The organism is Janthinobacterium aestuarii, from assembly GCF_046113285.1.
In the GTDB taxonomy this organism is placed as follows: domain Bacteria; phylum Pseudomonadota; class Gammaproteobacteria; order Burkholderiales; family Burkholderiaceae_D; genus Janthinobacterium.
On sequence record NZ_CP142524.1, the window covers coordinates 5163868 to 5181594 of the forward strand.

Below are 17727 nucleotides of genomic sequence, written 5' to 3' on the forward strand. Positions count from 1 at the left end.
ACAGCTAATCAGGTCGTATCGGTGCACAGTGTGAAGTTTGCCGGCGCCCGCAGCGCGACTATCCCATGTCAATGCCAGCCATCATGACAGAATTGGCATTTTCCTGCACTACGGCACTATTCTTTTCCACTCCCCCGCAACAACGCCTCCACGGCGCGGCCGATTTGCAGCACCGTATCGTCGGCGCCGGCCAGGCCGCAAATGCCCAGCCCCACGGGCAGCTCGCCTTCCGCATGGCACGGCAAGGACAGCGCGCAGCCGTCGAGGAAGTTGATGACGCTGGCGTTGCGAAGCACCAGGCCGTTCGTGGCAAAGAAGGTGGCGTCATCCGATTCCAATGGCGCGACCTGCGGCGCGACGATGGCTACGCTGGGCATCAGCCAGGCGTCGTATGGCGCCAGGCGCTGCTGCGCGATGGCGATCAGGCACGCACGCGCATCGAGCAAATCGATGTAGTCCGCTGCACCCTGCTGCTGGCCGCGGCGGATGCGCGCCGCCACGCGCTGGTCGTACTGCGCGCCCTTCTCTTCCAGCAGCTCCCTGTGCCAGTGCCAGGCTTCCGCCGCCACCAGGCCGCCGCCGCCATTGATGCCCGGCAGCGCCAGCAATTCGGGGAAGTCGAACTGTTCCACTAAGGCACCGGCTTGCCGCAGCTTGTCCAGCGCCGCATCGAAAGCCTGCTGCACCTGCGGCGCCACGTGCGTACCGACGTAGTCCAGGGTAAAGCCGAAGCGCAAGCCTTTCAGTGTCGGCGCCTGCGCGCCGATATCATGGCCCGACAGCGCTGCATACAAAATGGCGCAGCAATCGACGCTGCGGGCGATCGGGCCGGCCGAGTCGAGAGAGCGCGACAAGGGCACCGTGCCGGCCAGCGACACGGAAGCGGCCGTCGGCTTGAAGCCCGTCAGGCCGCAAAAGGCAGAGGGAATGCGGATCGAGCCGCCTGTATCCGTGCCCAGCGCGCCGGCCGCCATGTCCAACGCCACGGTGACGGCGCCGCCCGAAGTGGAGCCGCCGGCCACGCGCGCGCCGTCGTGCGGATTGCGCGGCGTGCCGTAATGGGGATTCAAGCCCAGGCCGGAAAACGCGAATTCGCTCATATTGGTGCGCCCAAGCAGAACGGCGCCGGCCGCGCGCAGGCGCGCCACGGCGCCCGCATCGGCCACGGCGGGCGGCGCGTCGGCCAGCGCCAGCGAGGCGGCGCTGCTGACCTGCCCCCTGACGTCGAACAGGTCCTTGATCGAAATGGGGATACCGGCCAGCGGCGAGGCAATGATGCCGGCGGCGCGCGCCACATCGCTGGCACGGGCCTCGGCCAGGGCCTGTTCGCCATCAAGGCTGACATAGGCATGGCCGCCCTGCGCCCGGTGCGCCTCGGCGCGCGCCAGCATCCGCTCGGTCAGTGCCACGCTGGTGAAGCGGCCGGCGGCCAGGTCGGCCGCCAGTTCGCGGATGGTCTTGGTCAGTTCGGTCATTCTCTTATCCTTCCACGGGCAGGGTTTGCACGGCATAGCGGTGCTGCAGGCGGCGCTGCAAGGCTGGATCATACAGCTCCAGCTCAAACGCGTCGCCATGGCCCATCTCGCCGATGATCGGTTGCGTGCCGCAGAACATGGCGCTGCCCACGGGCAGGCTGGCCTGCCCCGTGTAGCGCTGAATCAGGTCTTCCGGCGACAGCATGCGCGTCACGGGGCCATCCTGGTACAGGGCCGGCACGCCGGCACGCTCGCGCCAGGAGCGCATCTGCAGCTGGTCCCAGTGGCCGGCTACGTCGGCATAGCGCCACAGAGTGTCGCCCACGGGCTTGCCGCACATCTGCTTCGATACCGTCACGCCATAGCTTTCCACCTTGCGGTCCGTATGATCGGAGCCGATGCCCACCAGCAGGCCGTATTCCGTGGAAAACAGCACGAATTCCGCTTCGCCGGACGAATCGCCGCCCGGCACTTCGATGGCGGCGTCGCTCGATAGCAATGCCGCCGAGACCCTGTAAAACGTGGGCACGCTTTTCGGGCGCGCCACGCCGATGGCTTCCAGTTCGGCGATATGGTGTTCCACCATCGCCATGTCGCGGCCCGTCCAGCCGGCGATGATCAAGTGATCGATGTCGAAGGTGACGGGGCCGTGGCCGGCCAGTTGAAAATGCAATGTCGTCATGATTTTCCCTTATTCTTCCAATGGGCCGCGGCCCGTTTCGCGCGCCGCAAAAACGGCGGCGCCGGTGATCAGCAAGGCCGCCGCCACGTACAGCGAGACGGCCACGGTGCTGTTGTACGAACGGTACAGGCTGGCGATGACGAGCGGTGCGAAGCCGCCGCCGATGACGCCGGCCAGGGTATAGGCCAGCGAGGAACCCGCATAGCGCACCTTGGTGGGGAACTGCTCGATGACGAAGGCCGCTTGCGGGCCGTACATGATGGCGTGGATGACCAGACCCACGACGACGGCCGTGACGATGGCGGCCGGGCTGGCCGTGTCTAACAAGGTGAAGAAGGCAAACGCCCACACGAGGCCCAGCGCTGCGCCCAGCGCATACACGGGGCGGCGGCCGATCTTGTCCGACAGCGCGCCAAACAGCGGCACCGACAGCGCATTGCAGGCCGTACCGATCATGATGGCGGTGAGCGCCAGGGTCGACGACAGATGCAGCACCGTCGTCACATACGTCAAGGTGAACACCACCACGAGCGCATACAGCACGTCCGAGCCGATGCGCACGCCGCCGGCGATCAGCAGACGGCGCCAGTACACGCGCAGCACGTCGCCGACCGGCGCTTCCGCCTTGGCATCCTGCTGGTCGAGTTCCTTGAACAGCGGGGTTTCCTCGATGCCGCTGCGTATCCACATGCCGAAGGCCACCAGCAGCAGGCTGGCGATGAACGGCATGCGCCAGCCCCAGTCCATGAACGCTTCATGCGGCAGCAGATAGGTGATCAGGCCGATGCAGCCCGTCGCCAGCAAGGTGCCGAACGATGGTCCCACCTGCGTCCATGAAGCGTTGCGGCCCCGCTTGTCCGGCGCCCCGTGTTCGACGGAGATCAGCACGGCGCCTGCCCATTCGCCGCCCAAAGCGATGCCCTGCACGAAGCGCAGCGCCACCAGCAGGACGGGACTCCAGATGCCGGCCGTCGCGTACGTGGGCAAGAGGCCCATCAGGCCCGTCGTCACGCCCATCAGCATCAGGGTTACCACGAGCACCCAGCGCCGTCCCAGCTTGTCGCCCAGATGGCCGAAGATCACGCCGCCGATGGGGCGCGAAATATAGCCGACCGCATATGTGGAAAAGGCCAGGATGGTGCCCGTCAGCGGATCGAAGGAAGGGAAGAACAGGTGGTTGAAAATCAGCGCGGCCATGGTGTTGTAGACGGTGAAGTCATACCATTCCAGGGTCGTGCCGACCATGCTGGCCGTGGCCAGGCGGCCCGTCTTGGCCGTCGTGGCCTTCTCGCCCGGTGCCTGGGCTGCCGGATGCGCGGCGTTCGTATATGTGGTCATAGCCTACCTCTCTCGTCAGTTTTATTGCAGGCCCGGCGCAGGATGCTTTGCCCTGCGCCGTGGCCCGTGTCTCGTGTTATCGGTGCCGGCAAGATGCGCGCGGCCGTGTCAGACAGCGCGCAGGTCCACCTCGCGCAATTGCCAGGACAGTTGCAGGATGGCAGCCTGTTCCGCATCGAGTCCCAGCGCCGCGCTGGCGGCATCGGCGGCCGCCACGGCGGCACTTTCGGACGATGCGTCGATCAGGAAGATCGGATCGAGCACGCGGCCCTCCGTCCGTTCCTCCGGCAGGGGGCCGGACAGATTGGCGTCGGGCGTGAGCAAGCGCGTGGAAATGACGCCGTCGATCTGCAGCAGCGTCGTTCCCAGCGTGGCCAAGCCGGCCACCGCTTGCGCGTCCTGGCCGATGGCTGGCGCGCCCAGACGCAGCACGGCCAGCCAGGCGCCCGTGCCCATGCCCGTTTCCGCCTCGATGGCACAGACACGGCGCATCGGGTCGACCATGCGCTGCAAGTTCGTCAGCGACCATGGCGTCTGCTGGCCGAAGGCCTTGAAGTAGTCGGGCGTCTGGAAGGCGCCCAGCGACACGGTGCGGTACAGGCCCAGGTATTTGCGCGGACCGCGCACGCTCTGGTAGCGCGTGCCGCTGACGAAGCCGGGAATGCGCACGCGCTCTTCCACGTGTTCGCGGTCATACCAGCGGTTGAAATCAAGCTCGTGTTCCGGGTCGGCGCTGGTCCAGACGAACAGGATGCCGGGCAAGGTGGTGGTGGACGTCGTCATGAGGGTTCCGTTTGCGTTGTAAGTGGAGTGCCAACCCAGAATAGGTGGCACGCCATCACTTGGCAAACGGGTTATTCTGAACGCGACTGATAAGTTTTTCTTGTGGGTCGCGTTGGGGACGGGCCAACAATGTTGTCGGATTACGCGCCGGGGCGCTAATCCGACCTACGCCGTGATATCACCCGGCACCATATTCCTCGCCCAGCGCCAGCGTGAACCTGGCCGCCTCCTCGCATGCCAGCATGGCGACCAATTGAATCGCTTCCGTCGTGATGTCTTCGCTGTAGCTGATGACGATGCGCTGCGGCGCCAGGCTGCTGGCGCAGGGAATCAGCGCGATATTGCCTTGCTCGATTTCCTCGCGCAGGGGCGCCAGCGGCAGCACGGCGATGCCGAAGCCCGCTTTGACCAGGCGCACGATGGCGGAGATCGAGCTGACGCAATGGACACGGCCCAGCTGCACGCCCTCGTCCTGGCACAGCGCTTTCAATGCTGAATGCGGCTGCGAGCCGCGGTTCATGGTGATGATCGGATGCTGCGCCAGTTGCGCCACCGTGAACGGCACGCCCGTATCGGGCCAGTCGGCGGCCCTGCCGGCCCAGCCCATGGCGATGGCGCCGCTGCCCGTGCTGCGGATATGGTCGCCCGTCAGCATGTCCGTCTGTAGCGCGATATCGAGCTCGCCCTGCTGCAGCTGTTCGTGCAGGCGGCGCGTCGATTCCGACGTCAGCTGAATCTCGATACCCGGATAGCGCTCCTGCACGCGCTGCAGGAACGGGATCAACCAGGTATGCACAATGGTTTCGATGACGCCGATGCGCACTTCACCCGTGATCTGCGCAGGCGAGGAATTGGCCGCATACATGTCGCGGCACAGTTCCAGCATGCGCTCGGCGTACACGAGCAGATTGCGCCCGGCAAAAGTCAGGCGGATGTCACGCGCGTCGCGGTCGAACAGACGCGTGCCGAAGTCCTGCTCCAGCGAGGCGATGCGGTTCGAGATGGCCGCCTGCGTGATGTGCAGCTTGTCGGCCGCCGTGCGAAAGCTGCCCAGCCGCGCAGCCCAGACAAACGCTTCGAGAAAACGGGTATTCAATGGGGCTCTTCTTCACAGGTTGAGTGTCCGCCCCATTGTAAGCCAAAGCGCCCGGTCTATTTCTCGCCCAGGAAGTCGAGCAAGGTCAGGGCGACGATCTTGCTGGCCTTGCGCAAATCGTCGAGCGCCAGACGCTCGTCGGCCTTCTTCGCGTTCGACTCGGGCACCGTGCGCGGGCCGGCGCCATACAGCACGGCAGGAATGCCCCGCTCGCCATACAGGCGCGCATCCGCATACAGCGGCGTGCCGACGGCGGGAATGGTCTCGCCCAGAATCGCTTGCGCGTTTTTCTGCAGGCTGCCGACCAGCTGTTCGGAACCGGGCAAGGGCCGCAGCGCGTGCGACAGCAGCAGGCGGCGGATCTCGATACGGATGCCCGGCTCGTCGCGCACGGCGTCCTCGATCAGCGCGCGCACCTGCGCCTCCACCGCCACCGGGTCTTCTTCGGGAATCATGCGGCGGTCCATCTTCATGACGACCTTGCCCGGCACCACATTGGTATTCGTGCCGCCGTCAATGCGGCCCACCAGCATGGTGGGCGAGTCGATGCCGGCCACTTTCGATTTGATCTTTTTCAGTTCCGGCAGCTGGCCGTAAATGGCGTTGAGGATCTTGTTGGCCGCCTGCAGCGCATCGTGGCCCGTTTCCGGCATGGAGCCGTGGCCCGACTTGCCGTGCACGGTGATTTCCAACTGCAGGCAGGCGTTGTGCGCCGTGACGATGCCGTAGCTGAAACCGGCGGCGATGACGAAATCGGGCTTCGTCAGCTGCTGTTCCAGCAGCCAGCCCGGCCCCAGCAAGCCGCCGAATTCCTCGTCATACGTGAAATGCAGTTCCAGCTGGCCTTTGAGCGGAATGCCCAGCGCTTCGAGCGCGCGCGCGGCAAACACATAGGTGGCGAAATCGCCTTTCGACACGGTCGTCGCGCGGCCGTAGATATAGCCGCCGTCGATCTGCCCGCCGTACGGCGGATACGTCCAGTTGTCGCCGGGCGGCACCACGTCGCCATGCGCATTCAGGGCCACCGTCGGCCCGCCTGCCGCATATGGCCGGCGCACGATCAGGTTGGTGATGCTCTGCATGCCGTACGCCTCGACCTGGGCCGCAGGCACGGCGTGCTTTTCCGCGTTCCAGCCATACGCCTGCAGCAGCTGCGCCACCAGATCCGCATGGGGCGCGTTATTGCCGGGCGGCGTATCCGTCGGCTGCTGCACCACCTTCTGTAAAAAGGCGATCTCCTCGTCGAAGTGCTCGTCGATCCAGGCCGTGATTTTTTCTGCGTGCGTCGTCATTTTGCTCCTTGCATGGTCTGTTGCAGCCAGGCGCCAAGCTCGCTGCGCTCGGCCTCCGTCATATTGGTCAGGTTCCCGATCGGCATGGCCTTCAGCTCGATGGCCTGCTTGTAGATTTGCGCCGCGTGCTGGCGGATTTGCGTCTCATTATCCAGCATCATGCCGGCCGGCGCCGTGGCGAAGCCCGGCTGCGTCGGGTGCGCCGAATGGCAGGTGGCGCAGCGCTGGGCGATGATGGCGTGCACGCTCTTGAACTGCGCCGCCGGGTCCACCGCCGGCGCGGCCGCCAGGGCCACGGGCGCTTTCGGCGCGATGGCCACGGCCACGGCCACCAGCAGGGCCATGCCGAGGGCAGGATAACGCCACTCGACGCGGCCCTTGTGGCGCAGGTTGAAGAAGTGGCGGATGAAGACGCCGGCCGCCATGATCAGTGCCAGCACCAGCCACGCGTGGTCGTTACGGTAAGTCATCGCGTAGTGGTTGCTGATCATGATGAACAGCACGGGTAACGTAAAATAATTGTTATGCACGCTGCGCTGCTTGGCTTTCAGGCCATGTTTGGGATCGGGCAGCTTGCCGGCGGCCATGGCCTCGACCATCTTGCGCTGGCCGGGAATGATCAGCATCAGCACATTGGCCACCATGATGGTGCCGATCATGGCGCCCACGTGGATGTAGGCGGCGCGCCCGCTGAGCAAATGCGTGAGCACGTGCGCGGCGCCGACGATCAGCGCGAACACCGTCACGCCGAACCACAGTTCATATTGCGCCAGCTTCGAGCGGCACAGCAGGTCGTACACGGTCCAGCCGATGGCGAGGGTGGCGATACCGATGCCGACGGCCTGGCCGCTGGAGATATCGGCCACGGCCTTGTCGATCATCATGGCCTGGGCATTGAAGTAATACGCGATGGTGAGCAGTGCAAAGCCGGACAGCCAGGTGGAATACGCTTCCCACTTGAACCAGTGCAGCTCCTTCGGCAGTTCCGCGGGCGCCACCAGGTATTTTTGCGGGTTATAGAAGCCGCCGCCATGCACGGCCCACAATTCTCCCGACACGCCCTTCTTCGCCAGCTCGGAGCCGGGCGCGGGCGGACGTATTGAATTGTCGAGCCAGACGAAATAAAAGGAAGCACCGATCCAGGCGATGCCCGTGATGACGTGCAGCCAGCGGACGATCAGGTTCAGCCACTCAAGGCCGTACGGGATCAGGTAGGCAAATACTTCCATAAATTTCCTCTAGTCAGACTGAACCAATATTCGTGCCAATCTACACAAGATAAACGGATTTACCGCCCATCACATGAAAAATATCGTATATTTGACATATTCAAATCGATATACAACAGAGCCGCCGCCACATGTCCAGCCTGCCGCAACACCTCGACCTGCACCTGATCCGCATCCTCTACCTGCTGCTGGTGGAAAAGAATGTCTCGCGCGTGGCGCTCAAGCTCAATCAGCCGCAGCCTTCGATTTCCGCCTCCCTGCGCAAGCTGCGCGAACTCACGGGCGACCCGCTGCTGGTGCGCGGCGCGCGCGGCATGGTGCCGACCCAGCATGGCGAAAGCCTGCTCAATCCGGCCAAGCGCATCCTCGACCAGACGGAAAGCCTGTTCGTCAAGAAGACGCCGTTCGTGGCGCAGGAAGAGGCGCGCACCTTCCATATCGCCGCGCCCGACTACCTGGACAGCCAGTTCCTGCCCAACGTGGTGGCCCTGCTGCGCCGCGGCTCGCCGAAAAGCCGCGTCGTGCTGCACAGCCTGGGGCCGGGCATCGACCATATCCGCCAGCTGTCCGATGGTGGCCTGGACCTGGTCATCGCCAACTGGGACGAACCACCCGCCCACCTGCACATCTCGAAGCTGTTCGAAGACCCCATCATCTGCGCCATGCATGCGGAAAACGCCTATGCGCGCCGCACCGCCAGCGACGCCATGACGCTCGACGACTACCTGAGCCTGCCCCACGTGGCGCCGTCGCAGATGATGCCCGGCTACCACGGCGTGATCGATTCCTTCCTCGAACGGCAAAACCTGCAGCGCAACGTGGTGGTGGAGTCGGCGTATTTCGGCCTGATCCCCTACATGCTGACGCAGACGGATCTGGTGCTCACCACGGGCCGGCAATTCATGCGCTTCTATGAAAAGACCCTGCCGCTGAAAACGTACACCGTGCCCTTGAAATTCCCGCCGATGCGCTTTTACCAGCTGTGGCACCAGCGCGTGCACCAGGCGCCCGAACACAAATGGCTGCGCGACCAGGTCAGCGCAGCGGCCAAGGCGCTGGTGCAGCGATAGCCGCTATCAACGCGCGCATATAATGGAGGCAGGAACGGGGCGCTATCATCACCGCTTGCATGATCGGAAAACCATGACCACCCTTTCAGACCTGAACGCCGGCAGCCAGGCCGATTTTATCGCGCACCTGCATGGCATCTACGAACACTCGCCCTGGATCGCCCAGCGCGCGGCCGCCGCCCGGCCGTTTGCCAGCCTGACGGCCCTCAAGACGGAGCTGCAGCGCGTGCTGGCGCAAGCCTCGCCCGAAGAGCAGCTGGGACTGATACGCGCCCACCCGGAACTGGCCGGCAAGGCCGCCATCGCCGGGCAGCTGACGGCGGAATCGACGCGCGAACAGGCCAAGTCGGGCCTGAACCTGTGCAGCCCTGATGAATTCGCCACCCTGCAGCGCCTCAACAGCGAATACAACGCCAAGTTTGGCTTTCCCTTCATCCTCGCCGTCAAGGGTCCGACGGGCGAGGGCCTGACGCGCCAGGACATCATCGCCACGTTTGCGCGGCGCCTGAAAAACCGGCGCGCCGATGAACTGGCCGAATCGCTGCGGCAGATCAAGCGCATCGCCGAACTGCGCCTGAACGACCTGTTCGACGTGCGCCTGGACTTCGGCCCCGCCATCATGCAGCAGGCGGAAACGCTGGCCGGCTGGAGCGACAGCGATTACAACCTGACCTGCGCTTACCTGACGCCGGCGCACCGCAAAACGGCCGCGCAGCTGGCCGACTGGATGCGGGACGCGGGCATGCAGGTGCACATCGACGCCGTCGGCAATGTCGTCGGCCGCTATCTGTCCGACGCACCGGGCGCGAAGACCCTGATGACGGGATCGCACTACGACACCGTGCGCAACGGCGGCAAGTACGATGGCCGCCTGGGTATCGTGCTGCCGATCGCCGTCGTGCGCCACCTGCATGAGCGGGGCGAAAAGCTGCCGTTTCATTTCGAGGTTGTCGGCTTCGCGGAAGAGGAAGGCGTGCGCTTCAAGAGCACATTTTTGGGCAGCACGGCCGTGACGGGCAAGTTCGACGTGTCGCTGCTGGAGCAGCTGGATGCGGATGGCGTGAGCATGCGCGACGCGCTGGCCGCCGCCGGCCACGAGGCGAGCGCCATCGGCGCCATCGCGCGCGCTCCCGAAGACTTGCTCGGCTATGTGGAAGTGCACATCGAACAGGGCCCCGTGCTGCTCGAACGCGACCTGCCGCTGGGGATCGTCACGGCGATCGCCGGCAGTTCGCGCTACCTGGTCAATCTTGGCGGCGTGGCCAGCCATGCGGGCACCACGCCCATGTCCATGCGCAAGGATGCGGCCAGCGCGGCCGCGGAAATCATCCTGCTGGTGGAACGGCGCTGCAGCCAGGGCGAAGCGCTGGTGGGCACCGTGGGCCAGCTGCAGGTGCCCAACGGCTCCGTCAACGTGATCGCCGGCGCCTGCATCCTGTCGCTCGATATCCGCGCGGCCGTTGATGCCGTGCGCCAGGCAGCCGTCGACGATATTCTGGATGGCATCGCCGCCATCTGCGCGCGGCGCCAGATCGACTACCAGCTGGAACTGCTGCTGTCGGCGCGGGCGGCGCCGTGCGCGCCATGGCTGATGGCACAGCTGGCGCAGGCCGTGGAATCCGTCGGCATCGAACCGTATGCGCTGCTGTCGGGCGCCGGCCACGACGCCATGGCCATGGCCGCGATCACCGACGTGGCCATGCTGTTTACCCGCTGCGGCAATGGCGGCATCAGCCACAACCCGCTGGAAACCATGACGGCCGACGACGCCGACATCGCGGCGCGCGCGCTGCTGGCGTTTTTGCGCAACTTCCAGCCCAAGCCGCAGGGATAGCGGTCGTGGCTACACGGCCACGGCCCGCTCCAGCATCGCGTGCAGCAGCACGTTGCAGCCCGCTTCCAGGTGCTCGGGCCTGGCGTCCTCGATTTCATTGTGGCTGATGCCGTCCTTGCACGGCACGAAGATCATGCCGGCCGGGGCCAGCCGGGCTGCGTAGATGGCGTCGTGGCCGGCACCGGACACCACATCCATCACGGAGTAGCCGAGTTTGGCCGTGGCGTTGCGCACGGCGCCCACGCAGTCGGGGTGGAACGGACATGGCGGGTAGTAGGAGACTCTTTCCAGTGAAATGCCCAAGCCTGTTTTTTCGCGCGTGGCATCGATGAAAGCCGTGATCTCGCCGTGCATGGTGTTGAGCAGCTCGTCGTTCACGTTGCGCAGGTCGATGCTGAATTTGACCTCGCCGGGGATCACGTTGCGGCTGTTCGGGAATACCTGCACCATGCCCACCGTACCGCGCCCGTACGGCGGGTAGCGGTTGGCAATCGCCACCACTTCCTGCATGATGGTGGTGGCTACCTGCAGCGCATCCTTGCGCAAACCCATGGGCGTGGGACCCGCATGCGCTTCCATGCCCGTCACCACGCAGTCGTACCAGGACAGCCCCATCACGGCCGGCACCACGCCGATAACCTTGTCCGCGTCTTCCAGCACGGGGCCCTGTTCGATATGCGTCTCAAAATAGGCGCCGATCGGATGGTCGCCCGGCACCTGCTCGCCCTTGTATCCGATGCGCGCCAGCTCCTCGCCCACGGTCTTGCCTTCCGTGTCCTTGGCCGCATACGCGGTTTCGAGCGAGAAGGCGCCGCAAAACACGCCCGAGCCCATCATCACGGGCACGAAGCGCGAGCCTTCCTCGTTGGTCCAGAAGGCCACTTCGATCGGTGCCTGCGTCTTGATCTTCAGATCGTTCAGGGTACGCACCACTTCCAGGCCCGCCAGCACGCCGTAATTGCCATCGAACTTGCCGCCCGTGGGCTGCGTGTCGATGTGGCTGCCCGTCATCACGGGCGGCAAGGTATTGTCCATGCCGTCGCGGCGCATGAACACATTGCCGATCTGGTCGATCGTGATGCTCATGCCCGCCTCCCTGCCCCAGCGCACCACCAGGTCGCGGCCTTCCTTGTCGAGGTCCGTCAGGGCCAGGCGCTTGACGCCGCCCTTCGCTGTGGCGCCGATACGCGCCAGTTCCATCAGGGCCGCCCACAGGCGCTCGCCATTGATACGCAATGCATCCATCGTCAACTCCTTATGCGGTGGTGGCGGCAAACGCGGGACGCTCGATATAGCGCCCCGCCCCTTCGACGGCCGTCAGTTCGCCCTGGTGGAACACCACCTTGCCGGCGGCAATCGTGGTGCTGGGGATGCCGCGCACGGTACGACCTTCGAAGACATTGAAGCCTCCCTTGGCGAACTGGGTGGCGGCGGAAATGGTGCGCGTGCCTTGCGGGTCCCACAGCACGATATCTGCATCGCTGCCTGCGGCGATGACGCCCTTGCGCGGATACATATTGAAGATCTGCGCCGCATTGGTGGACGACACCTTGACGAATTCTGAGGGGGTGAGCATGCCCGAATTGACGCCAGCATCCCACACCACGGCCATGCGTTCCTCGACGCCGCCGCAGCCGTTCGGGATGCGCGTAAAGTCATTCTTGCCAGCCGCCTTCTGCTCGGCGCAGAAGGTGCAGTGGTCGGTGGCCGTCGTGTGCAGGTTGCCGCTTTGCAGGCCGTGCCACAGTGCCGATTGATGGTGCTTGCCGCGGAACGGCGGGCTCATGACGTGGCCTGCCACGTAGTCGAAATCATCGCCCTGGTAGACGCTGTCGTCGATCACCAGGTGGCCCGCCAGTGCCTCGCCATACACGCGCTGGCCATTGGCGCGCGCCCGCGTGATGGCGTCGAGCGACTCCGCGCACGAGACGTGCACGATGTACACGGGGGTATTCAAAACGTTGGCGATCGCGATGGCGCGGTTGGCCGCCTCCGCTTCCACGGCGGGAGGGCGCGACAGCGGGTGCGCCTGCGGACCGGTGATGCCTTTTTTGAGCAGGGCTTGCTGCAACTGGAAAACCAGTTCGCCGTTTTCCGCATGGACGGTGGGCAGCGCCCCCAGTTCCAGCGAGCGGGTAAAGCTTTTCACCAGGGTTTCATCGTCGGCCATGATGGCATTTTTATAGGCCATGAAGTGCTTGAAGCTGTTCACGCCATGCTCGCGCACCAGCACTCCCATCTCTTCATGTACCTGTTCGCTCCACCAGGTGATCGCCACGTGGAAGGTGTAGTCGCCAGCCGCCTTGGCCGACCACTCGCGCCACTGGTGATAGGCCTCGATCAGCGACTGCTTCGGCGCGGGGATGACGAAGTCCATGATGGTGGTGGTGCCGCCCGCCAGTCCCGCCGCCGTGCCCGTGAAAAAATCGTCGGCCGTCACGGTGCCCATGAAAGGGAGGTTCATGTGCGTGTGTGTGTCTATCCCGCCCGGCATCACGTACAGGCCGCCCGCGTCGATCACGGTGGTGCCGGCCGGCGGCGCCAGGTTCTCGCCGACGGCGGCGATCGTGTCGCCCTCGATCAGCACATCGGCGCGAAACGCGCGGTCGGCGTTGACGACGGTACCGCCACGTATCAGTGTAGTCATCTTGTCTCCTTCTCGAAAAGATCAGGACTGGGGCGCCTGCTGTACGAGCGCAGCTACCTTGCCCTTCATCATGACGCCGTAGACGACTGCGGCGATGGCCACGCCCACGAACCAGGCGTAGGTGTAGATGGTTTTAAAGCCTTCGCCCACGCCGGGAAACGCCGTGGGAAAGGCCGCGTTCAAAAAGCCCGGGATATTCGGCAGCACGGCGATGACAAAGGCGATTAGCGCCGCGATGTTCCAGCCATTTCCATACGAGTAGACGCCGTCGTCGCGGTACAACTGCCTGACGTCGAGCTGCGTCTTGCGCACAAAGTAATAGTCGACGATGAGGATGCCGGCGATGGGGCCCAGCAAGGCCGAGTAGCCGATCAGCCAAGTGAAGATATAGCCCTGTGTCGACTCAAGCACCTTCCACGGCATCATGACGATGGCGATGAAGGCCGTGATGTAGCCGCCCATCTTGTATGAAATCTGCTTCGGCGCCAGCGAGGAAAAGTCGTAGGCCGGCCCCACCAGGTTGGCCGCCAGGTTGACGCTGACCGTGTCGATCAGGAGGATGATCAGGGCGATCAGCACGGCGGCGCCCGTCATGCGGCTGGCCAGGTCGACTGGGTCCCAGATGGCCTTGCCGTACATGACGACCGAACCGGCAGTGACGATCACGGCCAGCATGGCCAGCAAACCCATCGGCACGGGCAAGCCGACCGACTGGCCCACGATCTGGTCGCGCTGCGTCTTGGCAAAGCGCGTGAAGTCGGGAATGTTCAATGCCAAGGTGGCCCAGAAGCCCACCATGGCGGTGAGCGACGGCCAGAAGACGCTCCAGAACTGGCCCGCCTTTTTGCCGCCGGGGATGAATTGCGATGGCTGGTCCAGCAGGCTGGCCACGCCGCCGGCCTTGCTGTGCACCCAGTACAGCAGCACGAAGCAGATCAGGATTTTCAGGGGTGCCGTATAGGTTTCCAGCTTGCGGATCGATTCCATGCCATGCAGGATGTAATAGAACTGGATGGCCCAGAAGGCCAGGAAGCACAGCAACTGGCTACCGTTGATGCCCAGGCCAGCGATCTTCTCGCCGCCCAGCTCATGCCCCATCAGCACGCCCATCAAGGTGTAAATCATCTGCCCGCCGAACCAGGTCTGGATGCCGTACCAGCCGCAGGCGACGATGGCGCGCATCAGGGCCGGCAGGCGCGCGCCCATGGTGCCGAACGAGGCGCGCGCCAGCACGGCATACGGGATGCCGTACTTGGTGCCCGCATGGCCGATCAGCAGCATGGGCAAGAGCACGATGGCGTTGGCGAGAAAGACCGTGAGCACCGCCTGGTAACCGGACATGCCGCTGTCGATCAGGCTGGCCGACAGGGTGTAGGCGGGAATGCACATCACCATGCCCACCCACAGCGCGGCAAAGTGATACCAGCGCCAGGTGCGCTGCGCCGCCGTGGTGGGCGCCAGGTCTTCATTCCAGAGTTGCGTGTTGCCTGAATAGTCGTGGTTCACAGGGTTGCTCCATCGGTTGGGAGGTTGGGCGTTTTAAAAACGGCTGCGGCCTAGCTTACTGCAAAGTTGGGCAACTGTTTATAAAATATGCGTACGCAAAAAACGTGCCCTATACCGACTCCGCCAATGCCCGAGGGTTGCGCGGATCCTGCGTCCAGTTCATGTACGGCTTGCCCGTGGCTTGCGGCACCATCGTGATGCAGCCCTGCACCGGACAGGTGATTTCGCACAGGTTGCAGCCCACGCATTCCTCCTTGATCACCTCATACGTGCGCGTGCCGGCGGCGTCGATCAACTGCGCAATCGACTGGTGCGAGGTGTCTTCGCAAGCCACGTAGCACTTGCCGCATTTGATGCAGTCGTCCTGGTTGATCTGCGCGATCACCTGGTAATTCATGTCCAGGTATTTCCAGTCCGTCGTGTTGGCCACGGCCTTGCCGGAAAAATCGCTGATGCGTGCATAGCCCTTCTCGTCCATCCAGCGCGACAGGCCATCCTTCATCTCTTCGACGATGCGGAAGCCATGCAGCATGGCCGCCGTGCACACCTGCACGCAGCCGGCGCCCAGGGCGAGGAATTCGGCCGCGTCGCGCCAGTTGCCGATGCCGCCGATGCCGGAAATGGGCAAGCCGCGCGTCTGCGGATCGCGGGCGATTTCCGCCACCATGTTCAGCGCGATCGGTTTGACGGCAGACCCGCAATAGCCGCCGTGCGTGCTGGCGCCGCCCACGATGGGCAAGGCCACCATGCGGTCCAGGTCCAGCGAGGTGATGGAATTGATGGTGTTGATCAGCGAGACGGCGTCCGCGCCGCCCGCCTTGGCCGCGCGCGCCGGCATGCGCACGTCCGTGATGTTGGGCGTGAGCTTGACGATGACGGGCAGTCGGCTATGTTTCTTGCACCAGGCGGTCACCATCTGCACGTACTCGGGCACCTGGCCCACGGCCGCGCCCATGCCGCGCTCCGGCATGCCGTGCGGGCAGCCGAAATTGAGCTCGATGCCGTCCGCCCCCGTCGCCTCGACCTTGGGCAGGATGTCGACCCAGTAGTGCTCTTCGCAAGGCAGCATCAGGGAGACGATCATGGCGCGGTCGGGCCAGTCTTTTTTTACCTGCGTGATTTCGCGCAGGTTGATCTCCAGAGAGCGGTCGGTAATCAGCTCGATATTATTGAAACCGACCACTTCGCGGTTCTTGCCGTACAGGGCGGAATAGCGCGACGAGACGTTGACGGCGGCAGGGTCTTCACCGAGCGTTTTCCACACGACGCCACCCCACCCCGCCTCGAAGGCGCGCACCACGTTATACGCCTTATCGGTCGGCGGTGCGGACGCCAGCCAGAAGGGATTCGGCGCCTTGATGCCGCAAAATTCGATGCTGAGATCAGCCATTATGCAGCCTCCACTTTATTGAACAGATCGGAATGGATGGCCAGTGCGGCCAGCTTGCCATGCTGGACGGCCTGCACCGTCAAGTCCTGCCCCGGCGCCACGCAGTCGCCGCCCGCGTAGATCCCCGGCAGCACCGTGCGGAAACCCGCGTCGACGGCGATCTTGTCGCCTTCACGCTGCAGCAACGACGCCATCGGGTCATGCAGCAGCTGCGTATCGAGGCTCTGGCCGATGGCCTTGAAGATGGCGTCGGCCGCCACGTCGAACGTTTCGCCCGTGCCCGCCAGGCGCGTGCCCTGCATGCGGGTTTTCTCGAAACGCATGCCGGCCACCTTGCCGGCAGCGTCAAGCAGCACCTGCTGCGGCTGGGCCCACGTCAGCATGCGCACCTGGTTCGCCTTGGCGATCTCCTGTTCATGATGGGTGGCCGTCATGGCGTCGAAACCGCGCCGGTAGACCAGGGTGACTTCCTCGGCGCCCAGCCTTTGAATCTGCACGGCCATGTCGATGGCCGTATTGCCGGCGCCAATCACAATCGCCCGTTTCGGCACGGGCAGCGCGGCCAGGTCGTCCGCCTGGCGCAGCGCGGCGATGTAATCGACGGCGGCCAGCAAGCCCGGCGCGTCCTCGCCCGTCAAGCCCAGTTTGCGGCTGGCGCCCAGGCCCAGGCCCAGGAAGACGGCGTCGTACTGCGCATGCAAGTCGCGCAGCTGCACGTTTTCACCCAGCGCCTGGCGACATCGGATGGTGATGCCGCCGATATCGAGCAGGAAGTCGATTTCCTTTTGCGCGAAATCGTCCGTCAGCTTGTACTTGGCGATGCCGTATTCATTCAGGCCACCGGCCTTGTCTCCCTTCTCAAAGATCACCACGTCGTGGCCCAGCATGGCCAGGCGGTGCGCGCACGACAGGCCGGCCGGACCCGCGCCGACGATGGCGATGGTCTTGCCCGTGGCGGCCGCCCGTTTGAACGGGTGACTCGCAAAGTGCATATGGTCGACGGCATAGCGCTGCAAGAGACCGATCCTGACGGGCTGGCCTTCGGCGTCGTGGTTGCGCACGCAGACGTCTTCGCACAGGATTTCCGTCGGGCAGACGCGCGCGCAGCTGCCGCCCAGGATGTTCTGTTTCAGGATGCCGGCGGCGGCGCCGTTGATGTTCTTGTCGTGGATATTGCGGATGAAGCTGGCCACGTCGATTTCCGACGGACAGATGCGGCTGCACGGCGCGTCGTAGCAGTACAGGCAGCGGGCGCTTTCGATGGCGGCCTGGCGCGCCGTCAGGGGCGGCGCCAGGTCCGTGAAATGGCCAGCCAATTCCTCGTTGGGCAGGGCGGGATGCGGTAAATAACTCAAGGACTCGATCATCGCGTATTCCTCTTTTTA

14 protein-coding genes are annotated in these 17727 nt (G+C 64.5%); 2 read left to right on the forward strand and 12 right to left on the reverse strand.

Annotated features, from left to right (window positions below; translation table 11 throughout):
• Nucleotides 1-116 precede the first annotated feature (116 nt).
• From OX462_RS23195 to OX462_RS23225, 7 genes are all read right to left on the reverse strand, one after another.
• Complete coding sequence (locus OX462_RS23195; protein ID WP_409027164.1) at nt 117-1475, reverse strand: amidase; 1359 nt, start codon at nt 1473-1475, stop codon at nt 117-119.
• A 4-nt stretch (nt 1476-1479) separates the two neighbouring features.
• Nucleotides 1480-2157, reverse strand: a complete 678-nt coding sequence (locus tag OX462_RS23200) for a DUF2848 domain-containing protein (protein WP_099410314.1) — start codon at nt 2155-2157, stop codon at nt 1480-1482.
• Nucleotides 2158-2166: 9 nt separating this feature from the next.
• Entirely contained in the window at nt 2167-3495 is a 1329-nt protein-coding gene (locus OX462_RS23205; protein WP_409027165.1) for an MFS transporter, read from the reverse strand.
• Nucleotides 3496-3603: 108 nt separating this feature from the next.
• Nucleotides 3604-4278 (reverse strand): hypothetical protein, encoded by a 675-nt coding sequence (locus OX462_RS23210; protein WP_409027166.1) that lies wholly within the window; start codon nt 4276-4278, stop codon nt 3604-3606.
• Between the two features lie 178 nt (nt 4279-4456).
• A complete protein-coding gene (locus tag OX462_RS23215; RefSeq protein WP_121668553.1) occupies nt 4457-5374 on the reverse strand; it encodes a LysR family transcriptional regulator in 918 nt (305 codons plus the stop codon).
• A 56-nt stretch (nt 5375-5430) separates the two neighbouring features.
• Entirely contained in the window at nt 5431-6666 is a 1236-nt protein-coding gene (locus OX462_RS23220) for a M20/M25/M40 family metallo-hydrolase (RefSeq protein WP_409027167.1), read from the reverse strand.
• Complete coding sequence (locus OX462_RS23225) at nt 6663-7895, reverse strand: urate hydroxylase PuuD (protein ID WP_409027168.1); 1233 nt, start codon at nt 7893-7895, stop codon at nt 6663-6665. The genes OX462_RS23220 and OX462_RS23225 overlap by 4 nt, the downstream gene beginning before the upstream one ends.
• Before the next feature lie 131 nt (nt 7896-8026).
• On the opposite strand from OX462_RS23225, the gene OX462_RS23230 reads away from it, so the two are divergent.
• Together OX462_RS23230 and OX462_RS23235 are read left to right on the forward strand one after the other, a co-directional pair.
• Nucleotides 8027-8965, forward strand: a complete 939-nt coding sequence (locus OX462_RS23230) for a LysR family transcriptional regulator (protein ID WP_034754583.1) — start codon at nt 8027-8029, stop codon at nt 8963-8965.
• A 73-nt stretch (nt 8966-9038) separates the two neighbouring features.
• A complete protein-coding gene (locus OX462_RS23235) occupies nt 9039-10799 on the forward strand; it encodes an allantoate amidohydrolase (protein WP_409027169.1) in 1761 nt (586 codons plus the stop codon).
• A 9-nt stretch (nt 10800-10808) separates the two neighbouring features.
• On the opposite strand, the gene OX462_RS23240 is transcribed toward OX462_RS23235, so the two are convergent.
• The 5 genes from OX462_RS23240 to OX462_RS23260 form a co-directional block, all read right to left on the reverse strand.
• Nucleotides 10809-12044: a Zn-dependent hydrolase gene (locus OX462_RS23240; protein ID WP_409027170.1), complete on the reverse strand. Its 1236-nt coding sequence runs from the start codon at nt 12042-12044 to the stop codon at nt 10809-10811.
• A gap of 10 nt (nt 12045-12054) precedes the next feature.
• Nucleotides 12055-13446, reverse strand: a complete 1392-nt coding sequence (gene hydA / locus OX462_RS23245; protein ID WP_409027171.1) for a dihydropyrimidinase — start codon at nt 13444-13446, stop codon at nt 12055-12057.
• A 21-nt stretch (nt 13447-13467) separates the two neighbouring features.
• Nucleotides 13468-14952, reverse strand: a complete 1485-nt coding sequence (locus OX462_RS23250) for an NCS1 family nucleobase:cation symporter-1 (protein WP_409027172.1) — start codon at nt 14950-14952, stop codon at nt 13468-13470.
• 109 nt (nt 14953-15061) lie between these two features.
• Nucleotides 15062-16342, reverse strand: a complete 1281-nt coding sequence (preA, locus tag OX462_RS23255) for an NAD-dependent dihydropyrimidine dehydrogenase subunit PreA (protein WP_409027173.1) — start codon at nt 16340-16342, stop codon at nt 15062-15064.
• Complete coding sequence (locus tag OX462_RS23260) at nt 16342-17709, reverse strand: NAD(P)-dependent oxidoreductase (RefSeq protein ID WP_409027174.1); 1368 nt, start codon at nt 17707-17709, stop codon at nt 16342-16344. The genes preA and OX462_RS23260 overlap by 1 nt, the downstream gene beginning before the upstream one ends.
• Nucleotides 17710-17727: the final 18 nt, after the last annotated feature.

Coding starts and splice junctions, on each gene's coding strand:
- OX462_RS23230 (WP_034754583.1), top strand. CDS start 8,027: ATGTCCAGCCTGCCGCAACACCTCGACCTGCACCTGATCCGCATCCTC.
- OX462_RS23210 (WP_409027166.1), bottom strand. CDS start 4,278: ATGACGACGTCCACCACCACCTTGCCCGGCATCCTGTTCGTCTGGACC.
- OX462_RS23220 (WP_409027167.1), bottom strand. CDS start 6,666: ATGACGACGCACGCAGAAAAAATCACGGCCTGGATCGACGAGCACTTC.
- OX462_RS23205 (WP_409027165.1), bottom strand. CDS start 3,495: ATGACCACATATACGAACGCCGCGCATCCGGCAGCCCAGGCACCGGGC.
- OX462_RS23200 (WP_099410314.1), bottom strand. CDS start 2,157: ATGACGACATTGCATTTTCAACTGGCCGGCCACGGCCCCGTCACCTTC.
- hydA (WP_409027171.1), bottom strand. CDS start 13,446: ATGACTACACTGATACGTGGCGGTACCGTCGTCAACGCCGACCGCGCG.
- OX462_RS23225 (WP_409027168.1), bottom strand. CDS start 7,895: ATGGAAGTATTTGCCTACCTGATCCCGTACGGCCTTGAGTGGCTGAAC.
- preA (WP_409027173.1), bottom strand. CDS start 16,342: ATGGCTGATCTCAGCATCGAATTTTGCGGCATCAAGGCGCCGAATCCC.
- OX462_RS23260 (WP_409027174.1), bottom strand. CDS start 17,709: ATGATCGAGTCCTTGAGTTATTTACCGCATCCCGCCCTGCCCAACGAG.
- OX462_RS23240 (WP_409027170.1), bottom strand. CDS start 12,044: ATGGATGCATTGCGTATCAATGGCGAGCGCCTGTGGGCGGCCCTGATG.
- OX462_RS23235 (WP_409027169.1), top strand. CDS start 9,039: ATGACCACCCTTTCAGACCTGAACGCCGGCAGCCAGGCCGATTTTATC.
- OX462_RS23195 (WP_409027164.1), bottom strand. CDS start 1,475: ATGACCGAACTGACCAAGACCATCCGCGAACTGGCGGCCGACCTGGCC.